Source organism: Caballeronia sp. ATUFL_F1_KS4A (assembly GCF_023630905.1).
Lineage (GTDB): Bacteria > Pseudomonadota > Gammaproteobacteria > Burkholderiales > Burkholderiaceae > Caballeronia > Caballeronia zhejiangensis.
Genome location: NZ_JALQEB010000039.1, coordinates 269,592 through 283,627, shown reverse-complemented (window position 1 = coordinate 283,627; position 14,036 = coordinate 269,592). Strand labels below are relative to the sequence as shown.

The following is a 14,036-nucleotide window of genomic DNA, read 5'->3' as shown; positions in this document are numbered from 1 at the left end:
GCACATCATTTCCCCAGTGAGAGAATGAGCCTGGTCAGGTTCTGTGGCTGTATCCGAATGAGGCCTCCGCGCGGACTGTCGATGTCCGCTATTAGAGCCAGCGACAGGGCCATCGTCGTGGGCAAGACGATTACCAGAAATCCCCTGCGCAGTTTTCCCTTGACTCCGTAGCCCTGCACCGTACAGCCGAACATCGCGATTGCGATCATCAGCACCCATACGCCGACCGGGATGTGATTGATTCGAGCAGCCTCCGAGTAATCTTGAGAGTTCAGAACATCGTTCATCCCGTTCACGACCAGCGCGCCGATTGGATTCGGCTTGTCGTTCGCCACGCGGACGGCGAGGCGCCACAATTGCGCTTGAAGATCGGCTATTTCCTTGTCGATCCGCGCGAGTTCGTCTTTGTCGCGGGTCTGGAATTCGATCTGTCGCAACCGGGCGTAGCGAGCCAGCGCGGCTTTCATCGCACTCCCCGTCTGGGCATCGACCAGGTCCGCCCGCGCGTACTCGGTGCCGATGGCGTTCGCTTCGCTCTCTTCCAGCGTTTTTCGCAGATCGTAACGACCGACCGCCATCGACAGGCTGAATCCAACCAGGAGCGCGAGCAAGGTCAGGGTGGATGTCTGAACCAGCGTAAAGTCGTCCCGCTCTTCTGTGGGCAAGATGACGATTCGTTTGAGGACGAGTGCGCCGAACACGACACACGCGATGAACACTACGAGCAGCACGACGAACAGGACAGCCGGGTGATTGACAAAGCTCGCCACGTTGATCTCCGTCTCTTGAAAGACCATCTGGCGCGCCGCCTGCGCTGCGCGCCAGATCAAGCCTCATTGCGCGGGCGGGCGTGGCGTCACGATCGGGAACAGCGGATTGAAGGTATCGGTCAACGACAGCAGCTCCGAGATCTTGCCGCGATCGCCATCCACTTTCGCGCGGCCCGCCTCCACCTCTTTGTCGAGATTCGTTTGGTGCAACATGATGTTGTCGAGGCTCGACTTCGGCAAGGTCAAGGTCACGTCGGCGTTTTGCATCTGCTTGCCTTCGTTGTAGACCAAAACAGAGTTCTCGAGACGCACCGAGTATTGCTTCTTGATATCCGGAAAGATCCAATTGACGGATATCTTTTTACCATCGGCTTTGGCGCCGTCGATATGCATCGAGAGGAATTCCAGAGCCATCTCAGGCGTCATGGCGCGAATCGTGTCCGGGCTCGCGGTCTGCACGGCAGGGACTTTCGGGATGCCGTTTCGCAGCTCATACGCGCCCATCAGGTAGACATCGCGCCACGGTCCGGCCTCGGATTGGTATCCAAGCTGCTCCAGCGCATCCGCCTCGAGGTTCTTGGCATCCTGGTTGTCAGGCTCCGCGTACACCGCCATGTTCATGACCTGCGCCACCCACCGGTAATCGCCCTTCGAATAAGCATCCTGCGCTTTTTTCATGACGGCCGGCACGCCGCCCATGAAATCCATCGTGCGCTTGGCGGTATCCACCGGCGGCAGCGGATGCAGGTCGGCCGGATTGCCGCTGTACCAGCCCATATAGCGCTGATAGACCGCCTTCGCATCATGCACGACCGTGCCGTAGTAGCCATGGTTGTACCACTCCTTGTCGAGGCTGGGTGGCAGCTTCACCATGTCGCCGATCTCGTCCATCGTGTATCCCATGTTGAGTAGGCGCAGCGATTGGTCGTGAACGTATTTGTAGGTATCACGTTGCTTCGAGAGGTAATCATTGATGCGGGCGTTGTCCCACATTGGCCAATGGTGGGAAGCGAACACGATCTGCGTTTGGGATCCAAACATGTCGATGGTGGTGTTAAGCGCCTGCCACCACTTGTTGGCGTCGCGCACTTGCGCACCGCGCAGGGTATAGAGATTGTGTAGCGTATGCGTGGCGTCTTCCGCCGCGCACAGCGCGTGGTACTTGGGGAAGTAGAACAGCATTTCCGCCGGCGCCTCGGTACCGGGCGCCATCTGGAACACCACGTCGAGGCCATCGATGGTGCGCTTCTCGCCGGTCTTTGTGATGATGTCGGTGGGTGGTATCAGCGTTACCGTACCGTTCGAAGTCGTCTTGCCGAGCCCCCCGTCCACCTGTCCCTGTGCGCTCCGTGGCAGCAGCGAACCATACATATAGATCGCGCGACGGCTCATCGCATTGCCAGCGAACACGTTTTCGCTCACGGCCTCTTCGAGAAAGCCTTCCGGCGCGAAGATCTTCACCTTGCCGGCTTTCACGTCGGCTTCGTTCACCACGCCCTTGACTCCACCATAATGATCCACGTGGCTATGGGTGTAGATGACAGCAACAACGGGCTTCTTCGGCCGGTGCTGGTAATAGAGGTCGAGACCCGCCTTCGCAACCTCGGTCGAGATGAGCGGATCGATCACGATGATCCCGTTGTTGCTTTCGACGATCGTCATGTTGGATAGGTCGAAGCCACGAATCTGGTAGATCCCGTCGGTGACTTTGAACAAACCATTGTTCATGTTCAACTGCGAGTTGCGATACAGGCTCGGATTGACCGAAGGTGGCGCGTCCTGTGCCTGCAGGAACTGATAGCCGTTGAGCGTCCAGACCACCTTGCCGTCGGGTGTTTTGATATTGATGTCGGGCAGCGTCGCGATGAAGCCGCGCTTGGCATCCTCATAGTCCTGCCGGTCGCTCATCGGCAGCGTCTTGAGAAGGTCCGCGTTGGCCTGCTGCGTGGCGGGCGTGGCGTCCTTGGTGGCTTCGGCAGCGAGCGTCGCGCCGACGCACAGCGGGACAGCGACGAGCGGGAAAAGAAAGCGAGCTTTCATGGCATCCTCACTTGGTGGTGGCTACTTTTCAACGTTGCTTTGGTTTCGTCATCCATATTGCATTGCTGCATGAATCTCAGACGACATTCCGCTGTGTCTCGTCGCGCGCGGGCTCCTGAGCGAAGCCTGGCTCGGCTACGCGCAGCAGTCTTCCCGCGTTTGCAAGCACGACGAACGTGCCGATGTTGTGCAGCACGGCGATCCACACCGCGCCCAGCACGCCGAACGCCGCGACTGCGATGATCGCGGCGGTCCATGCCACGCCGATCGCCGCATTGACCGCGGCGGTGCGGCGGCAGCGCCGGCCGAGCTTCACGCACGCGGCAAGCCGGCGCAGATCGTCGCCGAGCAGCACGACATCGGCCGACGCCACGGCGATATCGACGCCACGCCCGCCGATCGCCACGCTCGTCGCGCCCGCCTTGATGGCGAGGACATCGTTTACACCGTCCCCGACCACGAGCGGATGGCGGCCGGCCGCGAGCTCCGCTTCGACGAAGGCGAGCTTGTCTTGCGGCAGCGCGCCCGAGATCACGCGATCGATGCCGACCTGCTTCGCAACCTCGCGCGCGACGCCTTCGCGGTCGCCGGTCAGCAAGGTCTGATGCACGAAGCCGAGCGCGCGCAACTCGGCGAGCGTGGCCGACGCTTCGGGCCGAAGCGTGTCGGCGAATGCGAACCAGGCGAGCACGCGCCCCTCCAGCACGAGGCCGGCGAGCGGACCGTCGTGATGCGCCAGAGGCGCGCCCAGCACCGGCGCGTAGTCGCGCAGCAGGCTTTCGCGGCCGAGCACGGCACGCCCCTGCGCGGTGTCGGCCATCACGCCGCGCCCGCGCAGCTCGCGCACCGCTTCCTGATTCGCTGCGCGATAACCGCGCTCGAGCGCGTGGCGCTGCACCGCGCGGCTAACCGGATGCGCGCTGCCCGAGCAGAGAGTCGCGGCCAGCGCCAGCACCCGCGCCTCGTCCGCGCCCGGCTCGAGCGCGACCTTCACCACGCGCAGCTCGCCGTGCGTGAGCGTGCCGGTCTTGTCGATGACGAGCGAGTCGAGATCGGCGACGCGGTCGAGAAACGCCGCGTTGCGCAGGAGCAGGCCGTGACGCGCGCCGAGCGCAATGCCGGCGATGGCCGTGGCGGGCGCGGCGAGCACCAGCGCGCACGGGCATGCCGCGACGATCACGGCCAGCATCGTCGAAGCATCCGCGCTCACGAACCAGACCAGCGCGGCGACCAACAGCACGAGCGCGAGATAGCCGCCCATGTAGCGCTCCAGCGCTTCGGTGACTGGCGGCTTGACGCGCTCCGCGTGCGCCAGCAACTCGACGATGCGCCCGAGCGTCGACTGTTCGCCCACGTGCGTGACCTCGATGCGCAGCGCGCCGTCGAGATTCATCGCGCCGCCGTAGACGGGCATGTCGGCGGCGACGTCCTGCGGCAGCGACTCGCCGGTGATCGGACTGTTGTCGACGGCGGAGCGCCCGCTCTTCACGATGCCGTCGGCGGGAATACGCGCGCCGGCCGGCACTTCGAGCAGATCGCCGCGTGCGAGCGCCTCCGTGGGCACGTCCTCGACCGATCCATCCTTTCTGATGCGGCGCGCGCGCGTGGCGGCGAGCCGGGCGAGCGCGCGGATCGCCTCTTGCGAGCCGAGCACGCTGCGCTCTTCGAGCGCATGGCCGAAGGTCATCACGATGGGCAGCAGCGCCGCCGTCGTCATATCGCCGGTGGCCCACGCGGCGAGCATCGCCAGGGCGATCAGCCGGTCGGTCACACCGTGCAGGCTTGGGGCGCGCAGGCTGTGCCACGCATTCGAGAACACCGGCCCCGCGACGAGCAGCGAAGCGAGACCGGCGAGCACGCTCGCGACCGCCGAACCTTGCGACGGCACGAAGCGCCAGGCAAGCGACAGCGCCAGCAAGCCGCCCGCCGCGAGCGCGAGCGCGATGCGGCGCGTGATCTCGCCGCGCTCGGCCGGCGCCAGCACCAGGCCTGGCAAGACTCCAGTCGTGGACGGCATCGACGCGGCCGCCTCGCTGGCATCGTGTGTGAAACCGGCATGACCGATGGATTCTGCGTGCGTGCTCAAGGTGCCTTCCCCGGAAGTACGAGACTCGATGTGTCGTACGGATCGATCGTCGTGACGTGTCCAGCTTTGGAAAGAATCTGCGTAATGCGGTCGCGATAGGCGCGCGCGAGCAAACCGCGGTCGCTGTCCGAATGAAGCGCGGATTCGAGCTGCAGAATGGTCTGCGTTTCGGCCTGCGCCGTCGTCACGCGCTCGGTCGCGCTCGCCTCGGCTTCCTGAATGATCTGGTCGGCGCGCTGCTGGGCCGCCTGGCGCGCCGTCTCCGCCGCGGTGCGCGCATCGGCTGTATTGCGCTCGGCGGTTTGCAGCGAGCTCAGCACCGAATTGAAGGCATCGACGGCGGCGGCGGGCACGTTCGCCTGCACATCCACGCGCGCGACCTCGACGCCGAGTCCCGCATGGGCCGCATCCAGCGCGCGCAGGCGGCGCTCGACCCCGCGCGCGACGTCCTCGCGCAGACGTTCGCGGCGCGCGGCCATCTGCGCATCGGCGGCGATCAACTCGGGGCGGGCGACGAGAATCGCATCGAGATCGCGTGCGGCGCCCGCCTCCGCCACGGCCGCCGCCGTGATGCGATCGAGCGCAGCGGAAAGCAGCGGCCGCTGCAGCACATAGTCGATGGGCGAGCTCACACGGTAGTAGAGCGTCGCGCCGAGCTGCACGACGGCGGCGTCGCCCGTGAGCACGTAGCCGGAGCCCGCGAGCGCATCGGAGAACGGCGTGCTGCCCGCGCCCGTCGCCGCATCCGGATGAAAACCCCACGACGACATGTCGTTGAACGGCAGCGTCGTGTCCGCCGGCGGCGCCGCAGCCGTCGGGTCGAGCGCGCGCGCACGCGGATCGCGCACGAGCGTGGCGATGACCTGTTCGAGCACGCGCGCCGGGCCCGGCAGCAACGTCACCGTTTCGAATGGCCGGGGCCACGCCAGCAACAACCCGGCACGCTGGACGCGCACGAGCTTGCCGAAGCGCATGACGGCCGCCTGACTGTCCGGCGGCACGCGCTGAATATTGGAACCACTCCAGACGAGCGCCGCGACGACGGCGAGCGCGACCCCGAACCACCAGGCCGCGCGCGCGGCCTGAGCGGCGGCGGAATGTCGCGAAGCGAGCGCGGCGCTGCTCATGGCGTGCGGCGCGCGCGCGCGGCCTGGACGCCGGCGTGCGCGGCGGCGTCGGCGGTGTCGAGTCCTGCCGGGCCTTGCACAAGGGCGCGGAACGGCGCGGCGTCGGCGCGCAGGATCAGGCTCGTGTTGGCGTTGACGACGCCCGCGAGCGTGTCGAGCGAGCGCAGCATCGTATAAAGCTGAGGATCGTCCGCGTAGCTCTTGCCGTAGATCGCCGCGGCGTCGCGGCGCGACTGCGCCTCGATCTGCGCTGCCTTCGCGCTCGCGTCGGCGACCGCGATGCGCGCGTCGCGATCCGCGTCGGAGCGAATCTGCGCGGCTTCGCGCTTGCCCTCGGCGGTGCGCTGCGCGGCCACGGTCTCGCGTTCTGCGCGCATGCGCTCGACGGTGGCGGCAAGCGTCGCGGCGGGCAGCGTCAGGCGCTCGATGCCCACTTGCACCGCATGCACGCCATAGGTCGCGTAGAGCTGGGCGTCGACCTGGCGGCGCAGATCGTCTTCGAAGGCCGCGAGCCTCACTTGGGACGGATCGGTGTTGACGAGCGCGGCGAGATCGAAGCCGGACGTGGTGGTCTGCAATGCCGATCCGACGAGCGAGCGAATCTGGCGCGCCGCCTCATCGGGCTCGTTGCGCACGGCGCGCACGAAGCGGCTCACGTCGGCGGTATCGGCCGGCACGCGCCAGGCGACATACGCCTGCACGAGAATGCGCAGACCGTCGCGGGTGCCGACGTCCTGCAGTCCGCTCGATGTCGTGTGCAGACGCAGGTCGACTGGCACTATAACCTCGATGGGCGCAGGCAGACGCCACGCGAGACCCGGATCGAGCACCACGCGCACAGGCTCGCCGAAGCGCGTGACGACCGCGGCTTCGCCCTCGTGAACCTGCACACCGCTCGCCACCAGCGCGGCGATAGCGACACACAGGAGCGCGAGCACCACGCGCCACGCGAAGCCACGGCCTCCGCCCGCCGCGGGTGCGTCACCGTGATGATGATGGTGGTGAGCGTGCCCGCCGCCATGTCCGTGCGAATGACTATGTGAAGCGCTCAAGATTCGCTCCGTCGTGAATGTTGCGATGCCGCGTGTCTGCGGCGCGTTCCGCTTGCTCAGTACAAACGCTTCGCCCCCGCTGCATCGCCCGTGTTGTAGGCGCGCAGATCGATGGTCGCGCGGTTGCCGCCCACCAGACGGTCGTCGATCACCGTGAGGTTGGCGTTCTGCAATCCCTTTTGCAGCGTATGCAGGTAGTACTCGAACGGGAATGCCGGCCCGCCCGCCTGCCGGGCGGCGACGTCGGCAGTGAAAGTGGTCTGTCTCGCTTGAGCCGCCGACAACGTCTCGGCGGCTGCGGCGCTGGCGGTGTCGATGCTGGCGGCGGCCGCTTCCCGTGCGCTGCCCACGACCGTCGCCGCGAGTCCGCGCGCCTGTGCGACGCTCGCCGCCGCGCGAATCTGCGCGGCCTGCACGTTGTGCCACGCCGCCGAGACGCCCGCTGGCGGATGCACGCTTTCGATCACTACCGCAACGACCTCGATGCCGCTGCCGAGCGTATCGAACTGCTGCTGCACGGACTGGCGGATGGCGTCGGCGATGACGGTCTGACGCGTTTGCACGAGCGCGTCGAGCGTATGCGAGGCGAGGTAGCGCACCACCTCGCGGCTCGCGATGGCGCGGATGAGCGCGGGCGCATCCGCGAAGCGGTATTGCGATGCGCGGGCGGCGGCATCGTCCTGACGGATGCGATAGTCGAGACGGACATCCGCGCTGACGATCTCGAAGTTCTGCCGCTTGCCGTTGCCGCCCGCGATCACCTGCGTCGTTTCCCACGGATGCGCGACGTCCCACAGGCGGTCGAGCTGTTCGGGCGTGCGGGCGTCGGCGTGAAGGAGCGGCGCTGCCACATTGGCTACGCCAGCGTCGCCGCCCGCGCTCGACACCACGAGCTGATGCACGGCGCCGTTCTCGAGCAGCCGGGTGCGTCCGAACGGCCAGGGCAGCCCCACATGCGGCCCCGGTTGCCAGACGGCGGCAGGCGCGCCGAAGCGTTCGTACACGGCGCGCTGATCGGGCTGCAATATGCTTACGCCGCTCAAGAGCCAGGCGACGACGACGAGCGTCGCGCACGCCGCCGGCGCCATGCGTAGCGTGCTGCGGATGACCCAGCTTTGCCGCAAATCGATGCCGAAGCGATGACGCATCGTCTCGCCGAGCGTGCCCGATGACGCGAGCGGCCGCATCAGCAACCGTGCGATCGCGCTATTCACCACATCGAGCGGCGCCGAGCCGACGTCGGGTGGTGAAAACCACATGAGTACGGCGCGCAGCAGGAATTCACAAGCGATTGCAGCGGGCAGCAGCGCGGCCACGAGCGCGAGCCAGCGCGCGTCGGCGCGATCCCACGCAAAGAGCGCGGCGCTGGCGGCGCCCGCGAGCGTGACGAAGAGCAAGGCGCGCAACGCGGCGGTGTGCGGCGCGCCATCGGGACGCCGCTCGGATTCGGCGGCAAAGAAACGCTCGGCGATCAACGTGAGGAAAGCGAGCGCGAGCGCCGCACCGCATGCGAGCGTGACGACCGTGCGCGCGTTCGGGCTCACGGCGGGCGGCCGCCGGTCGAATACGATCCAGGTCGCCGCGCACAGAAGCAGCGTAAGCGCGCCGCAGAGGATCACGAGCCAGGGCCAACCCCGGATCATGCGCAGCCTGTTGCCTGCGAGAGCAATGGCTGCGCGCCAGGAAGTGGAACGCAGAAGCTTCCAGGTGATGGGCTGCCCGGTCGCGCTTGCGCGATGCCGCGCCGGCGCGCTCGAACGTTGCGCACCGAGCGCGACGAGGCCGACGTTCAACGCCGCCGCCGCGATGGGGCACAGCCAGCGGAACTCAGTCCATGTCGCACGCGCGAATACGAACACAGTCAGCAGCGCGCCAAGCGCGAAGCTCGCGCCCGCCAGTGTTACAAGGATATTCCTGGAGCCGAACCCTGCGACCTCAACCTCTCCACGTTGCATGCCAGACCACCTCCAGCAATCGAAGCTTCATATCGACGACCCGCTCATGAGCCTCAATCGATCGAGGCTCATGAGCCGCATTTCAAGTTTCCGTACCGATATCGTGTCGAGAGGCCGTTCGCAAAGTGCTTTCATTGCGCGCCGTCCTGAGCCTGCGGGTTGATCGCGCGGGCCAGCTCATCGAGGAGTTCGGTTCCGAGAAACGGCTTCTTCAACACCCGATGTGGGCCAACACGCGTCAACTCGTTGCGCGTCCCTGCTGTATCAAACGCCGTGATGAAGACGGCGGGCGGCCGAGGGATGGGCAAAGTCGAGTAGAAGGCCGGTCCGCTGAGACCCGGTAGCTGGACATCGAGCACCAGACACGCAGCAGACGATGCGAAGGCAAACGCGTCGGCATCTTCCCCGTCGGCAAACACCCGGGCGTCGTATCCTGCCAGCCGTACCAGCCGCTCCACAGCGCGCCGCAGGCCGAAGTCGTCTTCGATGATTACGATCAGTTTCGGGATCTCGTTCATGCCAGACGACCTCCCCGTTGCCCGAATTGTTGTACACGACCGCCTGTGTTGCCATAGGTGTTTCGGGCAACGAATTGCCCTTTGGGGCAATCGCACGAAAAGGGCTTCCCTTTCATGACGTCGGTTACTAAATTAACGTTTGCAGGGCAAGCGCCACCGAGACAGTCGCCCTGACGCGCGCCTTTCGAGGGCGCCCAGCGATAACTCTGTCACTCACTGGGAGAGCACCATGAGGCGAAAGATATTGGCCGCAGCCTTGCTCATCGGGACAGTGTCTGCGCCTCAACTCCACGCACAGGAAGCGTCTGCAGCCGTGGCCGCCAGCGCCGCGCCTGCCGTGGACCCCACGGCCGTGCAGGCGCTTCAGAAAATGGGAGCGCATCTTCAGTCGATGAAACGCTTCAGCGTCTCGACAGACCTGACGGGCGAGCGTGTGCTCGAAGATGGTCAGAAGCTGCAGCACACCGCCACCGCCGATCTCGAAGTCGATCGACCGAACAAGATTCGCGTCTTGATGCGAAGCGCGCGCAGCGAGCGCGAGGTCGTTTATAACGGAACCACCGTCTGGCTATACACGCCAGCACAGAAGTACTACTCGACCGTGCCCTTCGATGGCAACCTCAAGGCGTTGGTCGAACAATTCCGGATTCGCTTCGGGGTGGAATTTCCACTCGCGGATCTCTTCGTCTGGGGAACCCCAGATGCGCCGACCGACCAATTCGAGTCCGCCATGTATGCCGGCCAGGATTACATCGGCTCGGACGTCTGCGACCACTATGCGTTCCGGCAGCAAGATCTCGACTGGCAGATCTGGATCAAGGCGGGCGCCAACCCGCTGCCGCGCAAGCTCGTGATCACGCGCCGGGATGACGACGCACGTCCTCAGTCGACCTCGATTATCGACTGGAACGTCTCGCCCGCTTTCACCAACGCCGTGTTCACCTTCAAACCGCCGGCGGGTGCAAAGAAGATCGACATCATCCCGATCAAGACGAAGGAGTGACTCATGAACATTCCACGCAAAAGGAATCGACCGCTCCTGATCGGATTGGCGTTTGTCGCGTGCCTGTCAGTCGCGGCAGAGTCGACGCATGCCGTGGGGCGCGGCGGCGGCGGTCATGTTCAACGAGGCGGCGGCGGCAACATGGCGCATGGACCGCACGGCGGCGGCCAGCTGAACAACTCGCGGGCGGACGCGCGAACACGCAATGTGCGCAATACGAGCGTGAACAACGTGAACCGCAATACCAATATCAACCGAAATGTCAATGTGAATGTCGACCGTCACGGCGGATGGGATAACGACTATCACCCGGTGGCGACCGCCGCCGCCGTGACTGCGGCAGTGGGCGTCACGTCGGCCATCGTCGGTTCCGTCGTCAGGTCGGTTCCCCCGAACTGCGTCCCGGTGAACTATGGCGGCATGATCTATCAGCAATGCGGCAGCACTTGGTATCAACCTCAAGGCGGTCAATACATCGTGGTCAACGCGCCGTATTGATGCGCCGTGACCGAACGCGTCCAGACCCGACACCGCGCGCTCTGCTGCGAGGCACCCCGCATATGTCAACTCTTTTAGGCGGTCGTCGATCGCGAGGACTGCATCATGAGCAAGCTGGCCGGGAAGATCAAGGAAGAGATCATCAAGGCACTACCGCCGACGATTTTCTTTTTTATCATTCTGCATATTGTCGCGCTTATCCGTTCGCTGATGGTTCGGGGAACGGGCATCTCGCTGCCCTCATCTGCGTCGGTACTCCTCGCGTCGCTCATACTGGGCAAGTCCGTGCTTGTTGCCGACATGCTTCCGTTCATCAACCGGTTCCCCGACAAGCCGCTGATCTGGAACGTATCTTGGAAAACGCTCATGTATGCCATCGTCGCACTGGTGGTTCACTACCTCGAGCGCCTCTACGACTATTGGAAGGAGGCGCCCAATATTATCGCAGCGAATCGCGATCTATGGACAGAGATCAACTGGCCGCGCTTCTGGGCAATCCAGATCCTGCTCGTCACGTTAATCTTCAACTACTGCGTGATCGCGGAACTGGCCCGCGCGTTCGGCAAAGACCGGCTGAAGCGGATTTTTTTTGGCCCTCTTCCTCCGCCGTGATATGCAAAAGCGTCACCATCTCGCGCCGGCAGTTTCTGTCTGGCGTACATCATTGCGAGTATTCCTGCTCGGGGGCGTGCTCCTGACGACAGCGTGTCAATGGCTCATCACTGAGGCTGCCGCAGCGGCGGGCGACTCCTCGGGCGCCGTGATCACTGGGCCGGATGTGCAGAAGCGTGCGAATGCCGTGCTCGCACTCCTTTCGTTCAGTGTGACACCCGATCTTTCCGCCAGCACTTTGGGCATAAGAAATGGCGAGACGGGCAACCCTTCCTTGAGTATGACTCAGTTTGGCGGCGGCTTTACATTGAGTCGCAGCTTCCCGCTTTATCTGGAGGGCGCGTTCGGCGGTTCGCGCTACGACCCGACGTTTGTCGCGTCGGACGGTCAGGAACAACGTGCGATCCCTACGCGGTGGACCAACATCGCGGCAACCGGCGGTATTGGCTGGGATTTTCCCCTCAATGCGAGCGGCGACCTGGTGATACGGCCAATCTTCAACGTCTCGCTCGGAGAAGTATTCAGCGATGCGAGCGCTGCGCAGTTTCTGGTCAATCGCAAAACGGACAGCAACGTTGCCTTCATCAGAAACGGGTCGCTCAGCGCCTATGGGCTTGGCGGGTCACTGATGCTGGGCTGGTATCCTCGCCGCGAGCCGTACGAGTTCGACCTAGAACTCCGATACACAAACATCCACCTGCAGAGCTTCGGTTCATCCAGCGCAGTACGCGGCTCGGCCGATGCGCAGTCCACCAACCTGTATGCACGCTGGCGCGCGCCCACCGGTGCCATCGTACTGGATAGGCCGTTGCGATACGTACTGGAATTGTCCCATTCGACGTATCTCGGCAGCCAGGCGAATATTCTGGGCTTCAATCAATTGACATCGCTGGGCGCCGGCGTCGAAATCGACACCGGCGCGGTGACCCGACTGTTCTCGCGGCTGCGCGTTGTCGCCCGCTATGCATTCGGTAAAGATGTCACAGGTGCGTCGCTGGGCATCGCGCTCAGTTTCTAATCGACACGAAGGCCGCAAGCCCTCGGCCTTTCCCTTTTGGGCAATTTCATTTCCCCTTTCCCGGAGTGACTGTCTGACTAATTCGACCTAAAATGTTCCGATGTTTCGAGAACATGACCGACGTTTCCCCATGCCGAGTACTGCGCAGTGGAACACAAGCACATGAGCACGGGCGCCGATTTCACTTGGATGCCCAAGCGCTATTTCGATGCAACGTTCACGAGCAATGCAGCTCGCGCATCAACGCGTGAGCGCCACGGCATCGGCCCCTTGTTCGTCCGCGCCGTCAGCGCATCGAGTGTCCGGCGTGCGCCGTTCCCAACGTATTCCGTACCGGTCCGCTTGCCGCAGCAGTTCGGCGAGCGATTCCGCCCTGAATTTTCGCATCAGGTGCGCCCGGCAACTCTTGATGGTCCTTTCGGACAACTTGAGTTCTGCGGCAATCTGCTTGTTTCGCAATCCGCAGGATATGCCGCTCAAGACGGCCCTCTCCCGCTCGTTCAGCGATTCGAGATCGGCGGAAGACACGGGATCGGAGTCATCACCCAACGCCTCGATGGCGCTGCGCAGCGCGTCGACGAGCGTTTGCCGGTCGAACGGCTTCAGGAGGAAATCGGCCGCGCCGGCCTTCATCGCCTTGACCGTACGCGGCACGTCGCTATACGCGCTCATGAACACGATGGGCAAGGCCCGCGAGTGGCGCAGCACGGCCTGCTGGACTTCCAGCCCGCTGGGGCCGCCGAGCTCCAGATCGAGCAGGATGCAGCCCGAGAGCGAATCAGGCTCGCACACGAGAAATTCGCCGGCCGACGCGTACGTCCTGACCGCGAAGCCGGAAAGGGTAAGCAGCCGCGTCAGGGCGGCACGCATGGAAGCATCGTCATCGATGACGTGAACGACAGCTACCTCGGAAACATTCACGGCGCTCTCCTGTTCCGGCTTATGCGCCAGAAGCTTTTCACTCGCAAATGGGCAGGTCGGTTCTTTGCAAAACGCAGATTTCAGGCTTGGGATTTATTCATTTTTCGATTATCAGTAATACCTTAAATCTGCCCGCTGATGATAACTCCAACCGATTTCTTGCGCGTACTGAAATACCGGTCGGGTTCATTGCGGTTCGCGTAATGCTTGATGCCGTAAGCGGCGGCTCTGCCAGTTCGGCCCAACCATGAGATTTGGGAGGCGAACAGAAAAATGGATAACGTTCCGAGTTCGTGGCACCTCGCGGATCACTTGCGCCCCCGCAGCTTGGCTCTCGCGCTCGAACAGCGTATTCTGTTCGATGGCGCCGCCGCATCGGCCGCTGATCATCAGCATCATGCCGACGCCGCGCATGCCGGCGCAGCCAAGGCGTCAA

Annotated in this window: 13 protein-coding genes; 4 read left to right on the top strand and 9 right to left on the bottom strand. The window is 64.1% G+C overall.

Features of this window, described 5'->3' with window-relative positions:
- Nucleotides 1-5 precede the first annotated feature (5 nt).
- From NCS03_RS26715 to NCS03_RS26685, 7 genes are all read right to left on the bottom strand, one after another.
- Complete coding sequence (locus NCS03_RS26715; RefSeq protein WP_250530219.1) at nucleotides 6-770, bottom strand: bestrophin-like domain; 765 nt, start codon at nucleotides 768-770, stop codon at nucleotides 6-8.
- A gap of 63 nt (nucleotides 771-833) precedes the next feature.
- A complete protein-coding gene (locus tag NCS03_RS26710; protein WP_250530158.1) occupies nucleotides 834-2,810 on the bottom strand; it encodes an alkyl/aryl-sulfatase in 1,977 nt (658 codons plus the stop codon).
- Between the two features lie 76 nt (nucleotides 2,811-2,886).
- Nucleotides 2,887-4,896, bottom strand: coding sequence for a heavy metal translocating P-type ATPase (locus tag NCS03_RS26705; RefSeq protein WP_250530157.1), 2,010 nt, complete (start codon nucleotides 4,894-4,896; stop codon nucleotides 2,887-2,889).
- Nucleotides 4,893-6,023: an SPFH domain-containing protein gene (locus NCS03_RS26700; protein WP_250530156.1), complete on the bottom strand. Its 1,131-nt coding sequence runs from the start codon at nucleotides 6,021-6,023 to the stop codon at nucleotides 4,893-4,895. Before NCS03_RS26700 ends, NCS03_RS26705 begins: the two co-directional genes overlap by 4 nt.
- Entirely contained in the window at nucleotides 6,020-7,075 is a 1,056-nt protein-coding gene (hflC, locus tag NCS03_RS26695) for a protease modulator HflC (protein ID WP_250530155.1), read from the bottom strand. Before hflC ends, NCS03_RS26700 begins: the two co-directional genes overlap by 4 nt.
- A 56-nt stretch (nucleotides 7,076-7,131) precedes the next feature.
- Complete coding sequence (locus NCS03_RS26690; protein ID WP_250530154.1) at nucleotides 7,132-9,030, bottom strand: SPFH domain-containing protein; 1,899 nt, start codon at nucleotides 9,028-9,030, stop codon at nucleotides 7,132-7,134.
- Nucleotides 9,031-9,161: 131 nt separating this feature from the next.
- Nucleotides 9,162-9,548, bottom strand: a complete 387-nt coding sequence (locus tag NCS03_RS26685; RefSeq protein ID WP_250519054.1) for a response regulator — start codon at nucleotides 9,546-9,548, stop codon at nucleotides 9,162-9,164.
- Nucleotides 9,549-9,861: 313 nt separating this feature from the next.
- Here NCS03_RS26685 and NCS03_RS26680 point away from each other — a divergent pair, with 313 nt between their 5' ends.
- From NCS03_RS26680 to NCS03_RS26665, 4 genes are all read left to right on the top strand, one after another.
- Nucleotides 9,862-10,551, top strand: a complete 690-nt coding sequence (locus tag NCS03_RS26680) for a DUF2092 domain-containing protein (protein WP_350029374.1) — start codon at nucleotides 9,862-9,864, stop codon at nucleotides 10,549-10,551.
- Nucleotides 10,552-10,554: 3 nt separating this feature from the next.
- A complete protein-coding gene (locus NCS03_RS26675) occupies nucleotides 10,555-11,049 on the top strand; it encodes a hypothetical protein (protein ID WP_250519056.1) in 495 nt (164 codons plus the stop codon).
- Nucleotides 11,050-11,154: 105 nt separating this feature from the next.
- The gene (locus tag NCS03_RS26670; protein WP_250519057.1) at nucleotides 11,155-11,661 is read left to right on the top strand and encodes a hypothetical protein; all 507 of its coding nucleotides are present in this window, start codon (nucleotides 11,155-11,157) and stop codon (nucleotides 11,659-11,661) included.
- Nucleotides 11,639-12,679, top strand: a complete 1,041-nt coding sequence (locus tag NCS03_RS26665) for a hypothetical protein (protein ID WP_250530152.1) — start codon at nucleotides 11,639-11,641, stop codon at nucleotides 12,677-12,679. The genes NCS03_RS26670 and NCS03_RS26665 overlap by 23 nt, the downstream gene beginning before the upstream one ends.
- A 240-nt stretch (nucleotides 12,680-12,919) precedes the next feature.
- Here NCS03_RS26665 and NCS03_RS26660 read toward each other — a convergent pair whose 3' ends face one another.
- Both NCS03_RS26660 and NCS03_RS26655 read right to left on the bottom strand, forming a co-directional pair.
- A complete protein-coding gene (locus NCS03_RS26660; RefSeq protein ID WP_250530151.1) occupies nucleotides 12,920-13,600 on the bottom strand; it encodes a response regulator transcription factor in 681 nt (226 codons plus the stop codon).
- A gap of 186 nt (nucleotides 13,601-13,786) precedes the next feature.
- A complete protein-coding gene (locus NCS03_RS26655) occupies nucleotides 13,787-13,999 on the bottom strand; it encodes a hypothetical protein (protein WP_250530150.1) in 213 nt (70 codons plus the stop codon).
- Nucleotides 14,000-14,036 lie beyond the last annotated feature (37 nt).

Bases quoted from the DNA above. Each gene is read 5' to 3' on its own strand.
- NCS03_RS26710 (WP_250530158.1), bottom strand. From the start codon at position 2,810: ATGAAAGCTCGCTTTCTTTTCCCGCTCGTCGCTGTCCCGCTGTGCGTC.
- NCS03_RS26700 (WP_250530156.1), bottom strand. From the start codon at position 6,023: ATGAGCAGCGCCGCGCTCGCTTCGCGACATTCCGCCGCCGCTCAGGCC.
- NCS03_RS26690 (WP_250530154.1), bottom strand. From the start codon at position 9,030: ATGCAACGTGGAGAGGTTGAGGTCGCAGGGTTCGGCTCCAGGAATATC.
- NCS03_RS26685 (WP_250519054.1), bottom strand. From the start codon at position 9,548: ATGAACGAGATCCCGAAACTGATCGTAATCATCGAAGACGACTTCGGC.
- NCS03_RS26675 (WP_250519056.1), top strand. From the start codon at position 10,555: ATGAACATTCCACGCAAAAGGAATCGACCGCTCCTGATCGGATTGGCG.
- NCS03_RS26670 (WP_250519057.1), top strand. From the start codon at position 11,155: ATGAGCAAGCTGGCCGGGAAGATCAAGGAAGAGATCATCAAGGCACTA.
- NCS03_RS26655 (WP_250530150.1), bottom strand. From the start codon at position 13,999: ATGATGCTGATGATCAGCGGCCGATGCGGCGGCGCCATCGAACAGAAT.